The organism is Streptomyces sp. NPDC002809, from assembly GCF_040295435.1.
Lineage (GTDB): Bacteria > Actinomycetota > Actinomycetes > Streptomycetales > Streptomycetaceae > Streptomyces.
Window position 1 is genome coordinate 24,250 of record NZ_JBEOVJ010000009.1, and the last position, 20,969, is coordinate 45,218.

A 20,969-nucleotide genomic window follows, 5' to 3' on the forward strand; every position below is an offset into this window, starting at 1 on the left:
CCTGACCTGCACGCGCCGTGAATGTTCAGGGGCGTGCGCGGCGGACGTTGCTACTGTCGGCCGCCGCGCCGTCCCGGCGACCGCCGGGGCGGGCTCGTACACCCTCTGGGGGATTCGTGCTCGACGCTCCACTCGGCCTGACCGTCCGTCCGCTGCGTGGCCCGGAGGAACTGGACCTCTTCTGCCGGCTGTCCTATGTCCTCGACCACGAACTCGCGGACGATCTCGCGACCGGCCGCCGCCGCCCGGAGTGGATGTGGGTGGCCCTGCGGGGCGACCGGGTGGTGGCGCGGATCGCCTGGTGGAGCAAGGACGGCAGGGAGCCGCTCTTCCTCGACTTCTTCGACCTGGACGACACCCTGCCCGAGCCGGAGCGTGGGGAGTCGGGGCTGCGGCTGCTGGAGACGGCGACCGCCGCCGTCGTTCCGGCCGGTGCCGCGCGCCCCGAGTACGGGCGGTTCGTGCCGCCCGACTGGCGCGAGGACCCGGCCGCCCGTGACGTCGTCGAGGCCCGCGTCCGGGTCATGGAACGCACCGGCGCCCGGATGCTCGTGGAACGGCTGCGCCTGGAGTGGCGGGCGGGCACCCCCGTGCCCGCCGACAGCGGCCGGCTGCGGTTCCGTCCGGTCGCCGGGCGCGAGGACCTCCTCGCGTTGATGGCGCCGGTCCTGGAGGGCACCCTCGACGCCCATGGCCGGCGGGACCTGGCGTCCGGCCTGTCGGCGCGCGAGGCCGCGGAGAAGCACTACGACGAGGAGTTCGCCCACTACTCCACCCCGCGGGAGTGGTGGCGCGTCGCCGAACTCCCGGACGGCGAGCCGGTCGGTTTCGTCATCCCGGCCCGCAACAGCTACAACCCGATCATCGCGTACATCGGCGTCGTGCCCGCGCAGCGCGGTCACGGTCACATCGACGAACTCCTCGCCGAGGGAACCCGGGTACTCGCCGGGCAGGACGGTGTGGAGCGCATCCGGGCCGCGACGGACCTCGGCAACCTGCCGATGGCCAAGTCCTTCGCGCGCCTGGGGTACGTCAACTTCGAGCGCGCCTTCGACATGGTGTGGGACGACTGACGGAGTCGGCGTGCGGGGCCGTCCGAAATCCCTTGGCCGGCCCGTTCGAAGAGGCTAGGGTGGCCCGCGTGGGCGTCCGGCCCCGGTCGAGGAAGGAGGCGAGGCACATGGGTACGAGCAACAACACCGTCCCGCGTTCCATTTCGTTCCCGCGCTCCCGCCCCGTCCGTCGGGCGGTGTCCGACTCGGTCTGACCGGGAGCGCTCAGCTTGCTTCCGGAGGACTTCTCCATGACCGATCTGGTCATTCGCGCGCTCTCACAGAGCGACGCCTCTCTCTTCGACTCCCTTCAGGACGCCTCACTCGTCGGCCGTGCCGCTTTCGGGCACCGCTACACCACGGTGGGCGACGGCGGGGAGTACCGCCCCGAGTGGACCTGGATCGCCCTGCGCGACGACACCGTCGTCGCGAGGGCCGCCTGGTGGGCCGGTCCCGATGACACCGAGCCCGTCGTGCTCAACTGGTTCGACTTCGCCGACGGCGAGGACGAGGCGGGCGCGGAACTGCTTCGCCGCTCCCCGCTGCGCACCGAGTACGAACTGGGCCTTCCCGCGAACTGGCGTGAGGTCCCCGAGGTCCGGGCCGCCGCCGAGGCCCGGATCGCCGCCGCCACGGCGGCCGGTATGAAACCGCTCGTCGAGCGGTACCAGTACAGGTGGACGCCGGACTGCGGCCTGCCCGGACGCCCCGGCCGGCTGACCTTCCGCCCGGAACCCGACGACTCGGTGATCCTCGGCCTGTTGCGCCGGATCCACACGGTCACGCTCGACGCGCACGCCCTGCGGGCGATCGAGGGGCCCGGCGGGCTGGAGGCGGCGGCCCAGGAGGAGCTCGACTTCTTCCACTGGTGCCCCTCGCCGCGGGAGTGGTGGCAGGTGGCGTACACCCCTGACGGTGAGCCGGCCGGTCTGCACGTGCCCGCGCACAACCCCTCGGGGCCGTGCATCGGCTTCATCGGGGTGCTGCCCGAGGCCCGTGGCCACGGCTACGGCTACGACCTGCTGGTGGAGTGCACGCACTTCCTGGCCGCCCGGGGAGCCGAGTTCATCGCGGGCGCGACCGACCGGGGGAACGTTCCGATGGCGGCCGCGTTCGCGAGGGCCGGGCATCCGGTGACGCAGGAGCGGATCCACCTGGTCTGAGGGCCGGCACGGGGGACGGTGCGTGGATGCGCGTCAGCCCCCGTGCCCGCGCTGCTCCCTGATGACGTCGCGGTACCAGGCGTACGAGTCCTTGGGGGTGCGGCGCAGCGTCTCGAAGTCGATGTGGACCAGGCCGAAACGCTTGCTGACCCCTTCGGTCCACTCGATGTTGTCGGTGAGCGACCAGGTGAAGTAGCCGCGTACGTCGACGCCCGCGTCGATGGCCTCCCGCAGGGCGCCCAGGTGGCCGTCGAGGAAGGCGATCCGGCGGGCGTCCGCGGTGGGTTCGTCGACGGCGCAGCCGTTCTCGGTGATGTAGAGCGGAGGGAGCCGGTCACCGTAGCGGTCCCGCAGCTGGACGAGGGTCTCGCGCAGGCCGTCGGGGACGACGGGCCAGCCGAAGTCCGTCGTCTCGTATCCCTCGATCTCCCTTATTCCGAAGGGGAGTTCGGCAGGCATGCCGAAGCCGGCGAACGTGTCGAGGGCGTCGGCCCTGGGGGCTCCGACCAGGGTGGGGTTGTAGTAGTTGACGCCGTACCAGTCGAGCGGGGTGGAGATGGTCCGCAGGTCGTCCTCGACGGGGCCGGGCATCAGCGCGGCGAAGTTCTCGTCGGGGTAGCGGCCGGTGAGGAGCGGGTCGGCGAACAGCCAGTTGGTGAGGGTGTCGTACAGCTCGGCGCCGAAGCGGTCCTCCTCGGACTCGCCGGCGGTCCAGACCGGGGAGTGCGAGACGGCGATGCCGATGTTCTCGGCTCCCGCGGCCCGTAGCGCGCGTACGGCCAGGCCGTGGGCGAGGAGCTGGTGGTGGGCCGCGGGCAGCGCGTCGAAGAGCAGGGAGCGGCCGGGGGCGTGCTCACCGAGTGCGTAGCCCAGCATGGTCACTTCGGCGGGTTCGTTGAGGGTGATCCACATGGGTACTCGGTCGGCGAGCCGTTCGGCGACGATGCCCGCGTACTCGGCGAAGCGGTAGGCCGTGTCCCGGTTCAGCCAGCCGCCGGCCTCGTCCAGCGGGAGCGGGGTGTCCCAGTGGTACAGGGTGGGGGCCGGGGTGATGCCGTGGGCGCAGAGTTCGTCGACGAGGCGGTCGTAGAAGTCGAGCCCCTGGGGGTTGACCGGTCCGCTGCCTCCGGGGACGACGCGCGGCCAGCTCACCGAGAACCGGAAGGCGTCGGCGCCGAGCCCGGCCAGCAGGGCGACGTCCTCGCGGTAGTGCCGGTGGAAGCCGGTGCCGCGGGTGGTGTCGGTGCCGTCCTTGATCCGTCCGGGCTGCGCCGCGAAGGCGTCCCAGCCGGAGGGTCCCTTTCCGTCGGTGTCGGCGGCGCCCTCGGTCTGGAACGCGGAGGCGGAGGCTCCCCAGAGGAAACCGGGCGGGAACGGCGGCACAGTCATCTCGGCCTCCACAGCCGTAAGAGGGGGTGCGTAGGACAGAACCTGGCAGGGAAATGATCAGGACCAGACCTTAATCGCCAGTAATGGGCTCGATCCAGTGTCGCGGGTCGAAGATCGCACCTTCTGCCGACCATGGGCCGGTACACGGAGACGAGGGAGCGCTGCATGTTGTTCGAGGTATGGGCACCGGACGCGGAGTCGGCCGCCCTGCGGCTGTCGGGTGAGCTGCGGACGATGGACCGTGATCCGGACCGGCCCGGCTGGTGGACCGAGGAGGCGGAGGCCGCGGCCGGCGACCACTACGGCTTCGCCCTCGACGGCGGCCCGGTGCGCCCCGATCCCCGCTCGCGCCGCCAGCCGGACGGGCCTGACGGCGAGAGCGCCGTCGTCGACCACGACGCGTACAGCTGGCGCACCGAGGGCTGGACGGGGCGCGGGCTGCCGGGCGCGGTCCTGTACGAGCTGCACATCGGTACGTACACCGCCGACGGCACCTTCGACGCGGCGGCGGCCAGGCTGGGGCACCTCGCCGAGCTGGGCATCACCCATGTGTCGCTGATGCCGGTCTGCCCGTTTCCCGGTGTCCATGGGTGGGGGTACGAGGGGGTTTCGCTGTGGGCCGTGCATGAACCGTACGGCGGCCCCGAGGGGCTGAAGCGCTTTGTCGACACGGCACACGGGCTCGGTCTCGCGGTCGTCCTGGACGTGGTCCACAACCACCTGGGCCCGTCCGGCAACTACCTCCCCGTCTTCGGCCCGTACTTCACCGAGACGCACCACACCCCGTGGGGCGCGGCGGTCAATCTGGACGCGCCCGGATCCGACGAGGTGCGGGCCTTCCTGCTCGGCAGCGCGCTCGCCTGGCTGCGCGACTACCGGCTGGACGGACTGCGGCTCGACGCGGTCCACGCGCTCGCGGACACCCGGGCGCTGACGTTCCTGGAGGAACTGTCGGCCGCCACCGACGCGCTCGCCGCCGAACTGGGCCGCCCGCTCTCGCTGATCGCCGAGTCCGACCTCTGCGACCCGCGCACGACGACTCCGCGCGAGTCCGGCGGCATCGGTCTGCACGCCCAGTGGAACGACGACTTCCACCACTGTCTGCACACCGCGCTGACCGGTGAGGCCCAGGGCTACTACGCGGACTTCGCCGCCGCCCCGCTGGCCGGGCTCGCCAGGACCGTGACGAGCGCCTTCTTCCACAACGGCACGTACTCCACCTTCCGGGGCCGTACGCACGGCCGTCCCGTCGACGTCACCCGCAGCGCCGCACACCGCTTCGTCGGCTACGCCCAGACGCACGACCAGATCGGCAACCGGGCGCTCGGCGACCGGCTCGCGGCCTCCCTCTCCCCCGGTCTGCTGGCCTGCGCGGCGGCGCTCGTACTGACCGGCCCTTTCACCCCGATGCTGTTCATGGGCGAGGAGTGGGGCGCCCGTACGCCCTGGCAGTTCTTCACCGATCACACCGATCCGGAGCTGGCCGAGGCCGTACGCACCGGCAGGCGGCGGGAGTTCGGGGCGCACGGCTGGGCCGAGGAGGACATCCCCGACCCTCAGGACCCGGCCACCCGCGACCGTTCCTGCCTCGACTGGAGCGAGCCGCGGCGTGAACCGCACGCCCGCCTGCACGCCTGGTACCGCGAACTGATCGCACTGCGCCGTGCCCTGCCCGACCTCTGCGACCCGGACCTGGCGACGGTGCGGACGGCGTACGACGACGAGGCCCGCTGGCTGGCGTTGCGCCGGGGCGATCTGCGGATCGCGGTCAATCTCGACGAGAAGCCGGCCACCATCCCGCTGGGCGGCGGCCGGCACCGCAGCGGCGGGGGCCGGGTGCTGGCCGCCTGGCTGCCCGTGGATGCACCCGGCGCGGACGGTGCGCTGCATCTGCCGCCGGAGTCGTGCGTGGTACTGGCCGACGACTGAATCGCCCCGGGGGCCTGACCAAAGGCCTGCTCCGCCGGGGCCCTGACCGGCGGCCCGCCTCTACTCGACGATCGCCAGTTCGCGTGCGGTGGCGTTGAGGCGCCGGCCACCGTCCTCGGTGACGGTCACGATGTCCTCGATCCGGACTCCGAACCGGCCCGGCAGATAGATGCCGGGCTCCACGGAGAAGCACATGCCGGGGACGAGCGGCAGCTCCTCGCCCTCGATCATGTACGGGGGTTCGTGGGTGGTGACGCCGATGCCGTGGCCGGTGCGGTGGATGAAGCGTTCGCCGTAACCGAACTCGGTGATGACGGCGCGGGCCGCCCGGTCGATCTCCTGGCAGGCGACACCGGGCCGCACCGCGTTGCAGCCCGCCGCCTGCGCCTCCCGCACGATGTCGTGGACGCGCTGCTCCTCGGGGGTGGGCTCGCCGACGTGGACGGTGCGGGAGGTGTCGGAGCCGTAGCCGTGCTTGAGGCCGCCGAAGTCGAGCACCACCATGTCGCCCTGTTCGATGGTGCGGTCACCCGCCTCGTGGTGCGGGTTGGCGCCGTTCGGTCCGGAGCCGACGACGGTGAAGTCGACCTGGGAGTGGCCGAACTCGGTGAGCAGCCGTGCCAGGTCGGCCGCCACCTCGGTCTCCTTGCGGCCGGAGAACCGGACCTTCAGGATCTCCTCGTACGTGGCGTCGGCGGCGGCCCCGGCGGCGGCCAGCCGGTCCAGTTCGTGGGCGTCCTTCACGGCGCGCAGCATGGGCAGCACCTCGGTGAGGGAGGCGTACGACGTCCCGGGCAGCAGCTGCTGGAGGCCGAGCAGATGCATCGCCCAGGCGTTGTCGCTGATCCCGAACCGGCCCTGCGCGCCGAGCAGTGGCGCGGTGACGGCGTACGGGTCCTTGCCGTCGGTCCAGTCGCGCAGGGTCAGGGCGGGTGCGCCGACGGCCTTCTCCGCGTCGGGGGCCTCCAGGGTCGGGACGACCAGCACCGGGTCCTGGCCCGCGGTGAGGACGAGGACGGTGAGGCGCTCGGTGATCGCGGTGGGCTGGTAGCCGGTCAGATGGACGAGGTCGGGGCCGGGCGCGACCAGGACGCCCGCGAGTCCGGCCGCGGCGGCGCTCTCGGCGGCCCGCGTCATCCGGGCCCGGTAGTCGTCGGCGGTGAACGGTACGGGCTGGTGCTGGCTGGACATGCGGGACCTCCTGGCGACGCGGAACGGCTCTCTGCATCCTGCCTGCCCATGGGCCCGGCCGCGAGCGGTCAGGACGGCGTGCCGGTGGCGAGCCGGACGACGAGGTCGGCGCGGTCGCGGCCCGGGGCGACGAGTCGCGCGTTGGCCTCGTCGGAACCGGCCACCCAGCGCTCCGCGTACGCCCGCGCCTTGCCGAACCGCACGTGCCGGTCGACGAGCCTGCGGACGCGTACGCCGTCATCGAGCTCCAGGAACCACGCCTCGTCGAGCAGCCCGCGCACCGGTGCCCATGGCCCTTCCTCGTACAGGAGGTAGTTGCCCTCGGTGACGACCAGTGGGACGTCCGGCGGTACGGGCACGGAGCCTGCGACGGGCTGCTCCAGGGACCGGTCGAAGGCGGGGGCGTACACGACGGTCCCCGGTTCGGGTGTCCGCAGCCGCCGGAGCAGGGCCGCGTACCCGGCGGCGTCGAAGGTGTCGGGCGCACCCTTGCGTTCCGCCCGGCCGAGCCGTTCCAGCTCGGCCCGGGCCAGGTGGAAACCGTCCATCGGCACGAGGACGGCGAGGGGTCCCAGCGCGTCGACGACCTGCTCCGCCAGGGTGGACTTCCCGGCGCCGGGCGGCCCGGCGATTCCGAGGACACGACGGCCCCCGGCCAGGGCGAGGCGGCGGGCGCGGGCCGTCAGTCCGGTGAGGTCGCTGGTGTCCATGGCGGATATTGTCCTTGTCCCGCCCACTGTCCCGTCACGGACCGCGACCCGTCGCCCCCTCCCTTCCGTCCCGCGAGGAATCCCATGTCCCACATCGCTCTGGTCACCCTGGTCGTCCACGACTACGACGAGGCCCGCGACTTCTACACCGACGCCCTCGGCTTCGAGCTGGTGGAGGACACCGACCGGGGAGACGGCTCACGCTGGGTCGTGGTGCGGCCGCGCGGCACCGAAGGCACGGGGCTGCTGCTGGCCCGCGCCAAGGACGGGACGCAGGGAGCGGCGGTCGGGGCGCAGACCGGCGGGCGGGTCGGCTTCTTCCTGCACACCGAGGACTTCGCGGGCGACCACGCGCGCATGAGGGCGGCCGGAGTGCGGTTCCTGGAGGAGCCCCGGCACGAGACCTACGGCTCGGTCGCGGTGTTCGAGGACCTGTACGGCAACCGCTGGGATCTGCTCCAGCCCGCGTGAGCACCTGGCACGGCCGGGCGCCCGGCCGCCCCGTGCGGCTGCGCGCCCGCGGCCGGCGCAACGTGCCTGCGGTGCAGCACTCTTGACGGTCGCCCGGAGGAGCCCTAGCGTCCCCCCTCAAGACATCAGACGTCTGTTGTCATGCTTCTGCCGGCCGACGTTCACGGCCCTCGCCGTGTTCCGGTCGGCGCGCGACAGGGAGGCTCCGTGTTCCGGCCGGCCACCGGGGCACGCTGCCAGGCGTCTTCCATCCCGTCCGAAAGAGGGCACCTCATGCGGCGAATCGCTCCACGCGGATTCATCCCCCTCCTGCTGTCCTTCGCGGTCGTCGCCACTTCGGCATCCGCCGCCCGGGCCGCCGTCCCGGCCTCCGGCGCTCGGGCCGCCGGCCCGGTGACCGCCGGCAGCCTGGTCAGCCAGGACCTGGCCACCCGTGGCCAGGGTGCCCCGGTCCAGCGCATTCCGGCACTGACGAGAACGGTCGACGGCACACTCGTCGCGGCCTACGATCTCCGCCCCTCGATGGCCGACCTGCCCAGCAACATCGGCGTGGTGATACGCCGCAGCACGGACAACGGCGCCACCTGGCAGGAGCAGCGGACCGTTCGCAGCGAGCCCGCTCCCCGGGGCAACGGCGACCCCAGCATCCTGGTCGACCGGGATACGGGCCGCGTCTTCGTCTTCTACTCCTCCACCGTCAACCAGGGGTTCGCGGGCTCGCACACCGGCAACGACGAAAACGATCCCGACATCCAGCAGGCCGATTACAGCTACTCGGACGACGACGGACTCACCTGGCAGCACCGTCGCATCACCGCGCAGATCAAGGACCCTGCCTGGGGCGGCCTGTTCGCGGCGTCCGGTGAGGGAATCCAGCTGCGGTACGGCGCCCACGAGGGGCGGCTGATCCAGCAGTACGCAGTCCGGTCGAACGGCGGCAACTACGCGATGAGCGCGTACAGCGACGACCACGGTGAGACCTGGAAGGCCGGAACCCTCATCGGTCCGGGCGGCGACGAGAACAAGACCGTCGAGCTGTCCGACGGCCGGGTCATGCTCAACAACCGCTCCGCGCCCTACCGTACGGTCGCCCTCTCCTCGGACGGCGGGGTGACCTACACCCCCTTCCAGCAGGACTCCTCCCTCGTCGACCCCGCGAACAACGGATCGGTCACCCGCTTCGCACCGGACGTGCCCGCAGGCCATCCGCGGGCGAAGTGGCTGCTGTTCAGCAACACCGAGGACAACGGCATCCGACGCAACCTCACCGTGAAGCTGTCGTGCGACGACGGAAGGACCTGGCCGATTCGCAAGGTCGTCAACACGGGGGCGTCCGGGTACTCGACCCTCACTCCGCTGAGCGACGGCACCGGCGGCAACCCCCGCGTGGGGATGCTCTGGGAGCGCGCCGGCTATCAGCACATCACCTACTCGTCCTTCGACCTCACGTGGCTCGGCGGGGTCTGCGCCCCTGTCACCGTCACCGCTCCGCAGGCCGGGGCGGGCGAGCGGGCCGAACTGTCGGTGCGGGTGGTCAACCAGAACGACCGCGCGCTGCCGGCCGGACACGCAACGGTAGACCTCCCGCCGGAGTGGAACGCCACCTCGGCCGAGGTGCCGGCCCTGAACCCCGGCCAGGGCGCCACGGTGAAGGTGTCGGTCGACGTGCCCGTGACCGCCACCGGCCGTAAGGAGTTCAAGGCCGTCTACTCGGTACGCGACGCACACTCCTACGGCACCGGCTCCCTCGGCGTCACACCTGCGGCGAATGCCCCCGCGGCGCCCGCCGTCCTTGCCCTCCCGGTGCTGGACAACCTCCAGGCAGCCGGGGCTCCCGGAGCGCTCGGCGACGTCATGTCCTACTGGATCCGCGTGTCCAACCCCGGCAACGCGCCTCTGACACAGGTGGAGTTGAGCGGCAACCTGGACAACCTGGCGGTCTGCGGCCGCGCGACCCTGGCCCCGGGTGCCGAGTACGTCTGCCGTGGCGCCGCGAGCGGCAGGAGGACCGTCACCCAGGCCGACATCGACCAGGGCTTCGCACCGGAACTGACGGTGTCCGCCACCGCACCTGACGGAACGCGGACGGCCACCGCCGTCGCGGGGGACCGCAGCGACGTCCACTGACGCGCAGTCGGTACGCCCCGGCCGGCCGTCGGACGAAGGACGGCCGGCCGGGGCGCGGGGGATGCGGCGCGCAGGGTGATCAGTCGAAGACCCACCGCTGGTCGGCGGCTCCGGTGTCCTTCTGCTGGGTGAGCGGCGCACCGTCGCCCGTACCGGACGATGTCAGTGCCAGCCCGCTCCTCGCGGACGTGAGGGTGAAGCCGCCGGCCGGTGCCGGGGTGACGGACCAGCGCTGGTTGTCGGCGCCGGTGCAGGTCCACTGGATGACGGCCGCGCCCGCCGCGGTCCCGCCTCCTTCGACGTCGAGGCACAGGCCGTTCCCGGCGTTGCGGAGCGTGTGACCGTCGTCGGGACCCGCCTGGGCGGTGAATCGCTGGTTGGAGCCGTCGTGCGGCGCCCACGTACCGAGCCGGGCGCCCGGGACCTTCGTCGAGGCGGGGACGTCGACGGCCTTGCCCGAAAGGGCGTTCAGCAGATGGAAGGTGCTGCCCTGCGTGGCCGGGGCGGCCGGGGCGGCCGGGCGCAGCAGAGTGAGCTCAGCCGCTCCCGCGTACGGGAGGCCGTTGGCGGCGGAGACCGCGGTGAGCCGCACATGACGTGCCCGGGCCTGCGGGAAGGTGATCTCCTTCTCCGTCTGGTCGTCGGCGAACGTGCCACGGGCGACGGTCCGCCAGGAGACCCCGTCGGCACTGACGTCGAAGGTCCACGAGCCGATGCGGCCGTTGGTGGCGGCGTCCTGCCGGGGCAGGTACCGGAACCCGGCGATCTGCTGTTCGGCGCCCAGGTCCAGGGTCACGTGGTGGGGCGGCGGCGTCACGGCCGTGCTGTAGGCGGTGTGCCAGGCGGTGTAGGGATTGTCGTCGATGACACCTGCGGCGCTCCCGTTCTCCGCGTCGCTCTCCTCGCTGTCCGCGGTGGCGGTCATCCCGGCCTTGGGCACGGCGGTGAGATGACCGGTGGGTGTGCCGGGTGGGCCGCCGATCGCGTCCACGCGGCCCAGGAAGGCCCACACGGAGGATTCCCCGGGTGAGCCCCAGGTGCGTGCGGCCATCACTTGCAGCGGTCTGCGGGCGAAGTGGTCGAAGAAGGCCGCGCTCCGGGTCTCGGCCCCGTCCGCCCAGCGGGCCACCTTGTAGCCGAGGACGCGTCCGCCACCCGCCTCCGGCGTCGGGAAGGTGTAGTTCTCGTACGCGTCACGGATGTCGACGTAGCCGTACTGGCCGAGCTTCTGCCCCATGCCCGGGCTCACGTACAGCACGGGTTCGGGGGCGGCGACCACGGTGTACCCCTTGGAGACCAGGGGCGTCGGGTCGCGGTCGATGTAGTCGTCGAACACGATCGTCCGGTCTGGTTCGACCGAGGACTTCTGGCCGTACTGGTCCCACCACTCCCAGGCCTGCGCGGTCTTTCCATGGGAACGCACCTGTGTGTTCAGGGTGTTGAGGAAGTCGACGAAGACGTCCCCGGTGTGGCCGAAGCCCCGGGCGTCTCGGTGGCCGACGAGTTCGGGACAGGCGTTCTTCCTGTCGTCCAGACCGATCTCGTCCCCTCCGACGTGGAAGTACTCGCTGTCGAACAGAGGGATGACGGCTTCGAGGAGGTCGTGGACGAAGTCGCGGGTGTGCTGCCGGGTGATGTCCAGCGTCCAGCCCCCGCGCTCGCCGCCGGGCCAGGTCGCGTAGTCCATGGAGGCGCAGGCGAAGCGCAGCGTCGGATCGTAGGACGTGAGGGCGGTGGCGTGGCCGGGCAGGTCGATCTCGGGGACGACGTCGACGTGATAGGTGCGGGCGTAGTCCTGCAGTTCACGCAGCTCGGCGGGGGTGTAGGCATCGTCCGAGGCCAGGCCGGGGAACTCGTCCAGCTCTATGCGGAAGCCCGACCAGTCACTGAGGTGCAGGTGGAAGGTGTTGAGTTTCTGCCAGGCCATCTCACGGATCTGCTCCTTGAGATAGCTGAGCGGGAAGTACTTGCGGCCGACGTCGAGCATCTGAGCGCGCTGCTCGACACCGGGCCGGTCACGGGCGGTTCCGCGGGGGATCGAGGTGCGGTGGTCGTCGAGTTTGAGTGCCTGCTCGATGGTCTGCGTGGCGTAGAACACGCCGGTGTCACCGGTGGCTTGCACGGCGAGCACCTCACCGACGTCCAACGCGTACCCCTGGGGCCCGAGTCCGGCATCGGTGCTGTCCGCGCGCAAGGTGATGTCGCCCGCCCGTGCGGTGCCGCCCGTGGCGACGGGCAGGTTCCGCCCGGTGATGGTGGAGAGGTCCGCGGCGAAGGTGCGGGCGGTGGCGCGGAGCGAAGCGGCGCCGGCGGGTTCGAGGATGATCCGCGAGCCGGATGCCAGACGGAACACGCCCTGCCCGCCCTGCCATTCACGGATGCCGGGCTGCACGGCGGGAGCGGGATTGCCGGGGTCCGCGGCGACGGCGCCCGGTGCACCGAGGGGAGCAGCCCCCGCGGCCAGCAGCGTGACCGCCAGGACATGGCGGATGAGTCGTCTCATGCGTGAAACCGTCCTGAGGTTCGACAACGATGGGACATCTGATGTCAGACCTTAGGAGAGCGCCCCGTGCGTGACTAGTCTCCGTACGCCCACGGCCCGCGTCGGAGGACCGACCGCCCACGGCGCGGATCGGTGGACCGACCGCCCACGGCCCGGGTCGGATGACCGACCGCCCGGTGACCGGGTGGCCGGAGGACCGGTCCCCCGGTCACCGCGCCCCGTTCCCCTCCAGATAGGCCAGGACCGCCAGGACCCGGCGGTGGACCGAGCCGTCGTCCGGTTCGAGGCCGAGCTTGGCGAAGATCGAGCCGATGTGCTTGCTCACCGCCCTTTCCGTGACGACGAGTTCGGCGGCGATGGTGCCGTTCGCCTTGCCCTGCGCCATCAGTTCCAGGACCTCGCGCTCGCGGGGTGTGAGGCTGAGCAGCGGCTTCGCCGACGCCTTGCGGGTCAGCAGCTGGCTGACCACCTCCGGGTCGAGTGCGGTGCCGCCGGACGCCACCCGGTCCAGGGCCTGGAGGAACTGGTCGACACGGCCCACCCGGTCCTTGAGCAGGTAGCCGATGCCGTGCGCGCCCCGGGCGAGCAGCTCGGCGGCGTAGGTCTCCTCGACGTACTGGGAGAGGACCAGGATCGGCAGGTCGGGCATCTCCTCACGGGCTGCGATCGCGGCGCGCAGCCCCTCGTCGCGGAACGTGGGCGGCAGCCGTACGTCGAGTACGGCCGCGTCCGGGCGGTGCTCCAACAGGGCGGGCAGCACCTCGGGGCCGGCCGCGGCGTCCGCCACCACCTCGTGGCCCGAGCTGGTGAGCAGCAGGATCAGGCCCTCCCGCAACAGGGCGTTGTCCTCGGCGATCACGATCCGCACGGCAGCTCCACTTCGATGCCCGTCGGCCCCCCGGTGGGGCTGTTGATGCGGGTGGTGCCGTCCAGGGCGGCGATCCGCCGCCTGATCCCGACCAGCCCGCTGCCGCCGCGTTCGTCCGCGCCGCCGCGCCCATCGTCGCCGATGGCCACGAGCAGGGCGCCCGGGGCCCGGTCGATCCGTACCCGCGCGGCCGTGGCCCCGCTGTGCTTGCCGATGTTGGTGAGCGCCTCGGCGATCACGAAGTAGACGGCGGCCTCGATGGCGGCCGGCAGCCGGCGCCCGTCCTCCACGCCGTCGAGTTCCACCGCGACGGGAACCGCCGAGTCGGCCGCCAACGCCCTTACCGCGCCCGCCAGTCCACGGTCCGTCAGGATCGGCGGGTGGATGCCGCGGACCACGTGCCGCAGCTCCGCGAGGGCCGCGTCGACACCGTCCTGGGCCTCGTCCAGGCGCTGCCGCGCGGCGGCCGGGTCCCGGTCCAGGACCTGCTTGGCCAGGCCGATGCGCATCGACAGGGCGACGATGCGGGCCTGCGCGCCGTCGTGCAGGTCCCGTTCGATACGACGGAGCTCGGCCCCGTGAGCCTCGACCGCCCCGGCCCGGCTCTCCGTCAGCTGGACGACGCGTTCGGCGAGTTCCGCGGAGTGCGGGGTGGTCAGCAGGGACCTGGTCCAGCTCGCCGACAGTCCGGCGAGCACGGGATGCCAGCGCAGGGCCAGGCCGCGGCGCTCGGGGGGTGCCGTGCCGTACTCGTCGCTGGCCCGCCTGTCCAGCAGGTGGACGACGGTCAGCGCGATCCCGTCCACCAGCAGCCCGACCGGCCACAGCACCATCGCGAGGTAGCCGATGACATTGCCGGCCACCGCCTGGAACGGCAGCCACAGGGCCTCGCGACGGGCGACGGGATCGGTGAGCACATGCCTGACCCGCTCGGTGAGTTCACCCCTGTCGAGCGACGGATACGGCGCCGGACGGAACGGGACGCCGAGATACGCCGCCGCCCTGCTCCGCTCGAACTCGGCGAACCTGTGCAGTGCCTTGGCCGCCTCGGGCAGCGCCGGCAGCCCGATCACCACGACGGCGAACAGCAGTGCCGCCACCACCAGAAACGTGGCGAGGTACGCGAACAGCGCGATCGGGATGCCGATGAGGACATAGCGCGAGGCGTGCCAGGAGCGTTGCACTGCGACCGTCAGCGGGGCGGGGGCGGTACTCATGCCGACCCACGTTACGGGGGCCTGCCCACCACCGGAGTGGAGCGGTCACCCCGGACGGTGGTGGTGCTGGCTGCACCCCTGTCCGGGAGCGCGCACCCTCGCCCGCACACCCTGCCAATTCTACTGTTTATGCAGGTCAGATGGTACGGAAGAAGTGAGAGGTCCACGGTGGGGACAACCACGGCAGTGCGCACGGCGGCGCTGGAGCTGGAGTCGGTGAGCCGGCGCCACGGGCGACGCCCCGGCGGCCGGGAGGTGGTCGCCCTCGACGCGGTGAGCTGCGTGGTCCCCGCGGGGAGCTTCACCGCGGTGGTCGGCCCTTCGGGATCGGGCAAGAGCACGTTCCTCCAGTGCGCCGCGGGGCTGGACCGTCCGTCGTCGGGGACGGTACGGATCGCCGGGACCGATCTCGGCAAGCTCTCCGAGGCCGCGCTGACCCGGTTGCGCCGGGACCGGATCGGCTTCGTGTTCCAGTCGCACGCGCTGAACCTGGTGCCGTCGCTGAGCATCGAGGAGAACGTCGTGCTGCCGCTGGTCCTGGCCGGCGCCGATCCCGAGGCCGCAGGAGTACTGGACCGCGGGCGGCGGCTGCTGGAGCGGGTCGGGCTGACCGGCCGGGGCGGCGGCGGGCCGGCGGCCCTGTCGGGTGGTGAGCAGCAACGCGTGGCGGTGGCGAGGTCGTTGGTGACCGGACCCGACGTGCTCTTCGCGGACGAGCCGACTGCCTCCCTGGACCCGGAGTCGGCGGCACTGGTGCTCGGCCTGCTGCGGGACGCGGTACGGATCGACGGCCGCACGGTGGTGATGGTCACCCATGACCCGGCGGCGGCGAGCTGGGCGGACACCGTACTGACGATGGACGGCGGCCGGCTGCGATGACGGTCACCAGGACACAGGAGAAGCCGGTGCGCGAGACCGTACGGACCGGGAGCCGGCGGGCATCGGCGTTCCTGGCACGCCGTTCGCTGAGGACCCATCGCCGGTCCTGGACCGCGGTGTTCGCGGCGGCCGCGGCCGCGGCCGCGCTGCTCGGCGCCTTCGCCCTGGTACTCGGCTCGCTGCTGTCGGCGCGGCCGCCGGTGGCGCGGTACGCCGGCGCCGAAGCGGTGGTGGTGGCCGATCAGCGGGTCTCGTACACGGCGAAGCCCTGGGGCAGCGAGCCGCGGACGGCACGGGCCCATCTGCCGGAACGGGTGCGGCTGGACCGTTCCGTGGTGGCGCGGGCGGCAGCGGCGGACGGCGTGGCACGGGCCGTCGCGGACGACTCCGTTCCGGTGACGGTGGGCAACGGGGCTCCGGCGGTGGGCCGTTCCTGGCCGTCCGCGGCGCTCACCGCGTACGAACTGTCCGGGGGGCGCGCGCCGAGAACCGCCTCCGAGGTGGTCGTGGACGCGGCTCTGGCAGCCCCCGGTGGCGGACCCGGCGGCCGTGTCACGCTTCAAGTGGGCGGAGCCGCCCGGCAGTACACGGTCACCGGGGTGGCCGCCACCGGTCGGCGCGGCGGCACACCCGCCGTGTTCTTCACCGCATCGCGGCTCACCGCGCTGGCCGGGCACCCCGGCACCGTGGACGCGATCGGCGTCCTGGCCGAGCGTGGCGTGTCAGCCGACGCGCTGCGAGCGTCGCTGGGCGAGGCGGTGGCGGGGCAGAGCGGAGGCGAGCGCGGGCCGCGCGTGCTGACAGGGGCGGGGCGCGGCGAGGCCGAGCACATCGACGCACTCGGCGGACGCGGTGATCTGCTGGCGATGCTGGCGTCCATCGCCGGAACGGCTCTCCTGGTGGCCCTGCTCGTGATCGCCACGACGGTCTCCCAGGCGGTTCACCAGCGCTCCGGTGAACTGGCGCTGCTGCGGGCGGTCGGGGCGACACCCAGGCAGCTCAGGTCGGCGATCGGCCGTGAGGCGGGCCGCGTCGCGGGCGCCGCCGCGTCGCTGGGCGCGGTCGGGTCGGTGCCGCTCGGGCTGCTGCTGCGGTCGCTGCTGACCACGGACTCGCTGCCCCTGCCGGTCCCGGTGTGGCTGCCGTTCGCGGCGGGCGCCGTGGGCGCGCTGCTCGTGGCACCGGCCGCCCGGCCACTGGCGGTGTTGGCGGCCCGGTCGGTCACCGGGATGCGCCCGGCCGCCGGACTCGGCGCGGCGCGGGCGCCGGAGCCCGGCGAACCGGGGCGGCTGCGCACGGGCGCCGGGGTGCTGCTCGCGGTCGCGGGGATCGGTTCGGCGGGCACGGCTGCCACGCAGAGCGGCCGGGCGGCGGCACTCGCGGCATCGAGTGCGGCGACCTCGCTGATCATCGCGGTGGCGCTGCTCGGTCCGTGGATCGCCCGGGTCTCGATGCGGGTCCTCGGCGCACCGGCCCGGCGTGCGGGCGGGGCCTCCGGATTCCTGGCCGCCCGGTCCGCCGCCGCGCACAACCGCCGGCTGGGTGCGGCGCTCACCCCGATCGTGCTGGCCGTCGCGTTCGTCTGCGTCCAGCTGGCGGCCGGTACGACGCTGGAGCGGGCCGCCGGCCGGCAGGCGTCCGACGCCCTGCGGGCGGACCTGGTGGTGACGGGCCCTGCAGCGGGCATCCCGCCGGAGGCGGCCGAGGCCGTACGCCGGGCCCCCGGGGTGTCCGCTGCGACGGGTCTGCTGCGCTCGACCGTCGTGCTCGCCCACCGCGAGGCCGGTGACCCTGCGCTGGACCGCTTCCCGGTACTGGGCGTCACGGCGGACCAGTTGTCCGGCACGCTCGACGCCCGCGTCACGGCGGGCGACGCGGCCGCACTCACGGGCCGGGGCACGGTCGCCGTCGGCAGGGACCGGGCCACCGAACTGGGCGCCGGTGTCGGGGACACGGTGGAGCTGCGTCTCGGGGACGGCACGCAGGTACGTCTCAGGGTGGTGGCGCTCTACGAACGGTCCCTGGGACTGGGCGAGTTCATGCTGCCCCGCGAGGCACTGGCCGGTCATGTCTCGGCGCTGCGCGACCGGCAGATCCTGGTGCGCTCGGCGGACGGGGACGCCGCATCGGCCGTACGGCGCGCGCTGGCCCCGTACAGCGGTCTGGAGGTCCGTACCGCGACGGCGGACGACGTGCGGATCAGCCCGTCCTCCTCGGAGCAGGACGACGCCCTGCTCATCATCGGCACCGGTGTGATCGGCGGCTTCGCGCTCCTCGCCGTGGTCAGCACGCTGGCCCTGATCTCGGTCGGCCGCCGCCCGGAATTCCGTCTGCTGCGGCTGGTCGGCGCGGGGCGCGGTCAGCTGCTGCGGATGCGGGTCCTGGAAACGGGCCTGGTGACGGTGGCCGGTCTGGCCATCGGGACGGCGGTCGCGGCGGTCCCGCTGCTCGCGTTCGCGCTCCCGTCGACGGGCGGGCTGCCCTACCTCGCGCCGGCGCAGTACGGGGTGCTGGCGCTGTCCGTGACGGCGGCGACTGCCGTGGGCACGCTGCTGCCGGTGGCGCGGGGCGGTTCCGGGGCCGGTTCCGGGGCGGGCTGATGCGGTGGTCCGCCCGCTACCGCCGTGCGACGGCCTTCAGCCATTCATCGACCGTGATGACGTCCCCCCACCGCGGGAACAGGCTTTCGGTCAGGACCCGGTGCAGCTCGGGGTCGGGGTCGAAGCAGGCGTCCACCAGGACGGTGAGGCCGAGATCCAGGTCGACGGCGTGGCACAGGGTGGACAGCACCACTCCGCTCGTGGCGATGCCGGTGACCACGAGGCTGTCGATGTCACGGGCCCTGAGCACCAGGTCGAAGTCGCTGCCCGAGAACGCGCTCCCCCGCCTCTTGGTGACGACCGCGTCGCCCGGCCGGGGCGCGACGGCCTCATGGATCGCGGTGCCGGACTCGCCCTCGGTGAACCAGCCGGCCTGCACGGCGTTCGTGATCACCCTGTTGCGCGGGCTGACTTCCGGGTCGCCCGCCGGCAAAGCGATGGCCACGTAGATCACGGGGATGTCCGCCGCTCGGGCCCCCTCGATCGCACTGCTCAGGCGGGACAGATATCCGGAGTCGGCATCGGTGATGTCCACGATGTCGCGCTGAACGTCCATCACAAGGAGCGCGCTGTTCATCATGCCTGCTGTCCTTTCGCCACCGGGAAGCAGGAGCAAGTCTGGCCGGTCAGCAAGGAAAGCGGCGGGGATTCCGGAGATCCGCGGCGGACCCGCAGGTCAGCCCGACCCCAGGACGTCGTCGCCCGCCGCCCCCGCCAGCGCCCCCAGCACCGGGGCGATCAGCGGATGTGCCTCGGCGCCCCGGCGTACCGCCGCGAACACCCGGCGTGTCGGGGCGCTGCCCCGTACCGGGCGGACCACCACGCCCGCCAGAGCCATGCCGCGCAGCGCGGAACGCGGGACCAGGGCCACTCCGGCGCCTGCGCCCGCCAGCGCCACCACCGCGTGGAAGTCGTCCGAGGAGTGTTCGAGGTCCGGTGCGAAGCCGGCGTACTCGCAGGCCAGGACGACAACGTCGTGGCAGGGGTTGCCCGGGTAGGGGCCGATCCACGCGTCCTTCGCCAGGTCGGCGACCGCCACCTGCTCCTGGCCGGCCAGCCGGTGCCCGACCGGGAGCACCGCGTCGAACGGCTCCGAGTACAGCGGTACGCGGGTCAGCCGCCGGTCGTCCTCCCCCGGTGCGCCCCGGTACTCGACCGCGACCGCCACATCGACCTGCCGGTCGAGGACCATGGGCACGCTCGCGTCGCCCTCGGCGTCCTGCACGCGGACCTTGATGCCGGGTGCGGTCCGGCCCAGGGCCGCGATCGCGGGAGCGAGGACCAGACCGATGCCGGTGGCGAACGCGGCGACGGTGACCGTACCTGCGTCGCCCGAGCTGTACGCGGCCAGCTCGGCCTCCGCCCGCTCCAGCTGGGCCAGCACCGCGTTGGTGTGGGTCAGCAGGATCTCCCCGGCGGGGGTGAGCCGGGCGCCGCGGGCTCCCCGTTCGACCAGCCGGTGTCCGGTCTCCTGCTCCAGCGCGGCGAGCTGCTGGGAGACGGCGGAGGGGGTCAGATACAGCGCGGCGGCCGCAGCGGTCACCGTGCGGTGGTCCGCCACCGCACGCAGGATGCGCAGCCGCCGTGCGTCGATCATGTGACCTATTGTCCCAGGTCGCGGGGGCGTGCCGAACGCCCCCGCGAACGCTCGGGAACTACTCCCCCAGTGCCGCCCGCGCGTCGACGAAGGCGTCCACCGCGCGGTTCACGTCCGCCGTGGAGTGGGCGGCGGACAGCTGGACGCGGATACGGGCCGCGCCCTGCGGGACGACCGGGTACGAGAACCCGATCACGTACACACCGCGCTCGAGGAGCAGCTCCGCCATCCGGCCTGCCTTCGCCGCGTCCCCGATCATCACGGGGGCGATGGCGTGGTCGCCGGGCAGGACGTCGAAGCCTTCCTCGGTCATCCGGGTACGGAAGAGCGCGGTGTTGGCGTTGAGCTGCTCGCGCAGGTCGCCGGCGGACTCCAGCAGGTCGATGACCTTCAGTGAGGCCGCCGCGATGACCGGGGCGAGCGAGTTGGAGAAGAGGTAGGGGCGCGAGCGCTGGCGCAGCAGGGCGACGATCTCGGCGCGGGCGGCCACGTACCCGCCGGAGGCACCGCCGAGCGCCTTGCCGAGCGTGCCGGTGATGATGTCGACGCGGTCCATCACGTCATGCAGCTCGGGGGTGCCGCGGCCACCGGGGCCGACGAAGCCGACGGCGTGCGAGTCGTCGACCATGACCATGGCGTCGTAGCGCTCGGCGAGGTCGCAGATCTCGCGCAGCGGGGCGACGTACCCGTCCATGGAGAAGACGCCGTCGGTGACGACGAGGCGGCGACGGGCCCCGGACGCCTCCTTGAGCTGCTTCTCCAGGTCGGCCATGTCGCGGTTGGCGTAGCGGAATCGCTTGGCCTTGCACAGGCGGATGCCGTCGATGATCGAGGCGTGGTTGAGGGCGTCGGAGATGACCGCGTCCTCCGGGCCGAGGACCGTCTCGAAGACTCCGCCGTTGGCGTCGAAGCAGGAGGAGTAGAGGATCGTGTCCTCCTGGCCCAGGAAGGAGGAGAGCCGCTGCTCCAGCTCCTTGTGGACCTCCTGGGTGCCGCAGATGAAGCGGACGGAGGCCATGCCGTAGCCCCAGCGGTCCAGCGCCTCGTGCGCGGCGGCGATCACGTCGGGGTGGTCGGCGAGGCCCAGGTAGTTGTTGGCGCAGAAGTTCAGCACCTCACCGGGGCGGCCGCCCGCGGTGACGGCCACGGTCGCGGACTGCGGGGTGCCGATGACGCGCTCGGGCTTGTGCAGCCCGGCGGCCTCGATCTCGGCGAGGGTGGTGCGCATGTCGTCGCGCACGGAGTCGAACATATGGATGTCTCCCAGCTGGGT

The 20,969-nt window shown here is 72.7% G+C and carries 15 protein-coding genes and 2 pseudogenes; 8 read left to right on the forward strand and 9 right to left on the reverse strand.

The genetic code is table 11. The features are described from left to right. Window positions 1-116: 116 nt before the first annotated feature. Both ABT025_RS08295 and ABT025_RS08300 read left to right on the forward strand, forming a co-directional pair. Window positions 117-1,073 carry a GNAT family N-acetyltransferase gene (locus ABT025_RS08295; protein WP_350991234.1) on the forward strand — a complete coding sequence of 319 codons (957 nt, stop codon included), beginning with the start codon at window positions 117-119 and terminating at the stop codon, window positions 1,071-1,073. A 230-nt stretch (window positions 1,074-1,303) separates the two neighbouring features. Then, window positions 1,304-2,215 carry a GNAT family N-acetyltransferase gene (locus ABT025_RS08300; protein ID WP_350991236.1) on the forward strand — a complete coding sequence of 304 codons (912 nt, stop codon included), beginning with the start codon at window positions 1,304-1,306 and terminating at the stop codon, window positions 2,213-2,215. 33 nt (window positions 2,216-2,248) lie between these two features. Here the strand turns inward: ABT025_RS08300 and ABT025_RS08305 are convergent, their stop codons facing one another. Next, window positions 2,249-3,604, reverse strand: a complete 1,356-nt coding sequence (locus tag ABT025_RS08305) for a GH1 family beta-glucosidase (RefSeq protein WP_350991238.1) — start codon at window positions 3,602-3,604, stop codon at window positions 2,249-2,251. A 165-nt stretch (window positions 3,605-3,769) separates the two neighbouring features. Between ABT025_RS08305 and treZ the strand changes: the two genes are divergently transcribed. Then, the gene (gene treZ / locus ABT025_RS08310) at window positions 3,770-5,533 is read left to right on the forward strand and encodes a malto-oligosyltrehalose trehalohydrolase (RefSeq protein ID WP_350991240.1); all 1,764 of its coding nucleotides are present in this window, start codon (window positions 3,770-3,772) and stop codon (window positions 5,531-5,533) included. A gap of 60 nt (window positions 5,534-5,593) precedes the next feature. On the opposite strand, the gene ABT025_RS08315 is transcribed toward treZ, so the two are convergent. Next, window positions 5,594-6,724, reverse strand: a complete 1,131-nt coding sequence (locus ABT025_RS08315; RefSeq protein WP_350991243.1) for a M24 family metallopeptidase — start codon at window positions 6,722-6,724, stop codon at window positions 5,594-5,596. 68 nt (window positions 6,725-6,792) lie between these two features. Further along, complete coding sequence (locus ABT025_RS08320) at window positions 6,793-7,434, reverse strand: nucleoside/nucleotide kinase family protein (protein ID WP_350991246.1); 642 nt, start codon at window positions 7,432-7,434, stop codon at window positions 6,793-6,795. Between the two features lie 84 nt (window positions 7,435-7,518). Here ABT025_RS08320 and ABT025_RS08325 point away from each other — a divergent pair, with 84 nt between their 5' ends. The 3 genes and pseudogenes from ABT025_RS08325 to ABT025_RS39470 form a co-directional block, all read left to right on the forward strand. Continuing rightward, window positions 7,519-7,905: a VOC family protein gene (locus tag ABT025_RS08325; protein WP_350991248.1), complete on the forward strand. Its 387-nt coding sequence runs from the start codon at window positions 7,519-7,521 to the stop codon at window positions 7,903-7,905. Window positions 7,906-8,178: 273 nt separating this feature from the next. Next, window positions 8,179-9,666, forward strand: a pseudogene (locus ABT025_RS08330) (exo-alpha-sialidase); the annotation flags it as partial. 84 nt (window positions 9,667-9,750) lie between these two features. Continuing rightward, window positions 9,751-10,032, forward strand: a pseudogene (locus ABT025_RS39470) (CLIPPER-2 domain-containing protein); the annotation flags it as partial. Between the two features lie 79 nt (window positions 10,033-10,111). Here the strand turns inward: ABT025_RS39470 and ABT025_RS08335 are convergent. The 3 genes from ABT025_RS08335 to ABT025_RS08345 form a co-directional block, all read right to left on the reverse strand. Then, window positions 10,112-12,535, reverse strand: coding sequence for a family 20 glycosylhydrolase (locus ABT025_RS08335; protein WP_350991250.1), 2,424 nt, complete (start codon window positions 12,533-12,535; stop codon window positions 10,112-10,114). 208 nt (window positions 12,536-12,743) lie between these two features. After that, the gene (locus ABT025_RS08340; protein ID WP_350991252.1) at window positions 12,744-13,403 is read right to left on the reverse strand and encodes a LuxR C-terminal-related transcriptional regulator; all 660 of its coding nucleotides are present in this window, start codon (window positions 13,401-13,403) and stop codon (window positions 12,744-12,746) included. Continuing rightward, window positions 13,391-14,620 (reverse strand): sensor histidine kinase, encoded by a 1,230-nt coding sequence (locus tag ABT025_RS08345; RefSeq protein ID WP_350991254.1) that lies wholly within the window; start codon window positions 14,618-14,620, stop codon window positions 13,391-13,393. The genes ABT025_RS08340 and ABT025_RS08345 overlap by 13 nt, the downstream gene beginning before the upstream one ends. 129 nt (window positions 14,621-14,749) lie before the next feature. On the opposite strand from ABT025_RS08345, the gene ABT025_RS08350 reads away from it, so the two are divergent. Together ABT025_RS08350 and ABT025_RS08355 are read left to right on the forward strand one after the other, a co-directional pair. Then, on the forward strand, window positions 14,750-15,499 hold the full coding sequence (locus ABT025_RS08350) for an ABC transporter ATP-binding protein (RefSeq protein ID WP_502971905.1): 750 nt from the start codon (window positions 14,750-14,752) through the stop codon (window positions 15,497-15,499). Next, on the forward strand, window positions 15,496-18,099 hold the full coding sequence (locus tag ABT025_RS08355; protein ID WP_350991260.1) for an FtsX-like permease family protein: 2,604 nt from the start codon (window positions 15,496-15,498) through the stop codon (window positions 18,097-18,099). Before ABT025_RS08350 ends, ABT025_RS08355 begins: the two co-directional genes overlap by 4 nt. A gap of 16 nt (window positions 18,100-18,115) precedes the next feature. On the opposite strand, the gene ABT025_RS08360 is transcribed toward ABT025_RS08355, so the two are convergent. From ABT025_RS08360 to ABT025_RS08370, 3 genes are all read right to left on the reverse strand, one after another. Continuing rightward, window positions 18,116-18,679 (reverse strand): cysteine hydrolase family protein, encoded by a 564-nt coding sequence (locus tag ABT025_RS08360; protein WP_350991262.1) that lies wholly within the window; start codon window positions 18,677-18,679, stop codon window positions 18,116-18,118. 96 nt (window positions 18,680-18,775) lie between these two features. Beyond that, on the reverse strand, window positions 18,776-19,696 hold the full coding sequence (locus tag ABT025_RS08365) for a LysR family transcriptional regulator (RefSeq protein WP_350991264.1): 921 nt from the start codon (window positions 19,694-19,696) through the stop codon (window positions 18,776-18,778). A gap of 58 nt (window positions 19,697-19,754) precedes the next feature. Next, window positions 19,755-20,948 carry a glycine C-acetyltransferase gene (locus ABT025_RS08370; protein ID WP_350991266.1) on the reverse strand — a complete coding sequence of 398 codons (1,194 nt, stop codon included), beginning with the start codon at window positions 20,946-20,948 and terminating at the stop codon, window positions 19,755-19,757. Window positions 20,949-20,969 lie beyond the last annotated feature (21 nt).

Coding starts and splice junctions, on each gene's coding strand:
- ABT025_RS08300 (WP_350991236.1), top strand. CDS start 1,304: ATGACCGATCTGGTCATTCGCGCGCTCTCACAGAGCGACGCCTCTCTC.
- ABT025_RS08305 (WP_350991238.1), bottom strand. CDS start 3,604: ATGACTGTGCCGCCGTTCCCGCCCGGTTTCCTCTGGGGAGCCTCCGCC.
- treZ (WP_350991240.1), top strand. CDS start 3,770: ATGTTGTTCGAGGTATGGGCACCGGACGCGGAGTCGGCCGCCCTGCGG.
- ABT025_RS08315 (WP_350991243.1), bottom strand. CDS start 6,724: ATGTCCAGCCAGCACCAGCCCGTACCGTTCACCGCCGACGACTACCGG.
- ABT025_RS08320 (WP_350991246.1), bottom strand. CDS start 7,434: ATGGACACCAGCGACCTCACCGGACTGACGGCCCGCGCCCGCCGCCTC.
- ABT025_RS08325 (WP_350991248.1), top strand. CDS start 7,519: ATGTCCCACATCGCTCTGGTCACCCTGGTCGTCCACGACTACGACGAG.
- ABT025_RS08335 (WP_350991250.1), bottom strand. CDS start 12,535: ATGAGACGACTCATCCGCCATGTCCTGGCGGTCACGCTGCTGGCCGCG.
- ABT025_RS08345 (WP_350991254.1), bottom strand. CDS start 14,620: ATGAGTACCGCCCCCGCCCCGCTGACGGTCGCAGTGCAACGCTCCTGG.
- ABT025_RS08350 (WP_502971905.1), top strand. CDS start 14,750: ATGCAGGTCAGATGGTACGGAAGAAGTGAGAGGTCCACGGTGGGGACA.
- ABT025_RS08355 (WP_350991260.1), top strand. CDS start 15,496: ATGACGGTCACCAGGACACAGGAGAAGCCGGTGCGCGAGACCGTACGG.
- ABT025_RS08360 (WP_350991262.1), bottom strand. CDS start 18,679: ATGATGAACAGCGCGCTCCTTGTGATGGACGTTCAGCGCGACATCGTG.
- ABT025_RS08365 (WP_350991264.1), bottom strand. CDS start 19,696: ATGATCGACGCACGGCGGCTGCGCATCCTGCGTGCGGTGGCGGACCAC.
- ABT025_RS08370 (WP_350991266.1), bottom strand. CDS start 20,948: ATGTTCGACTCCGTGCGCGACGACATGCGCACCACCCTCGCCGAGATC.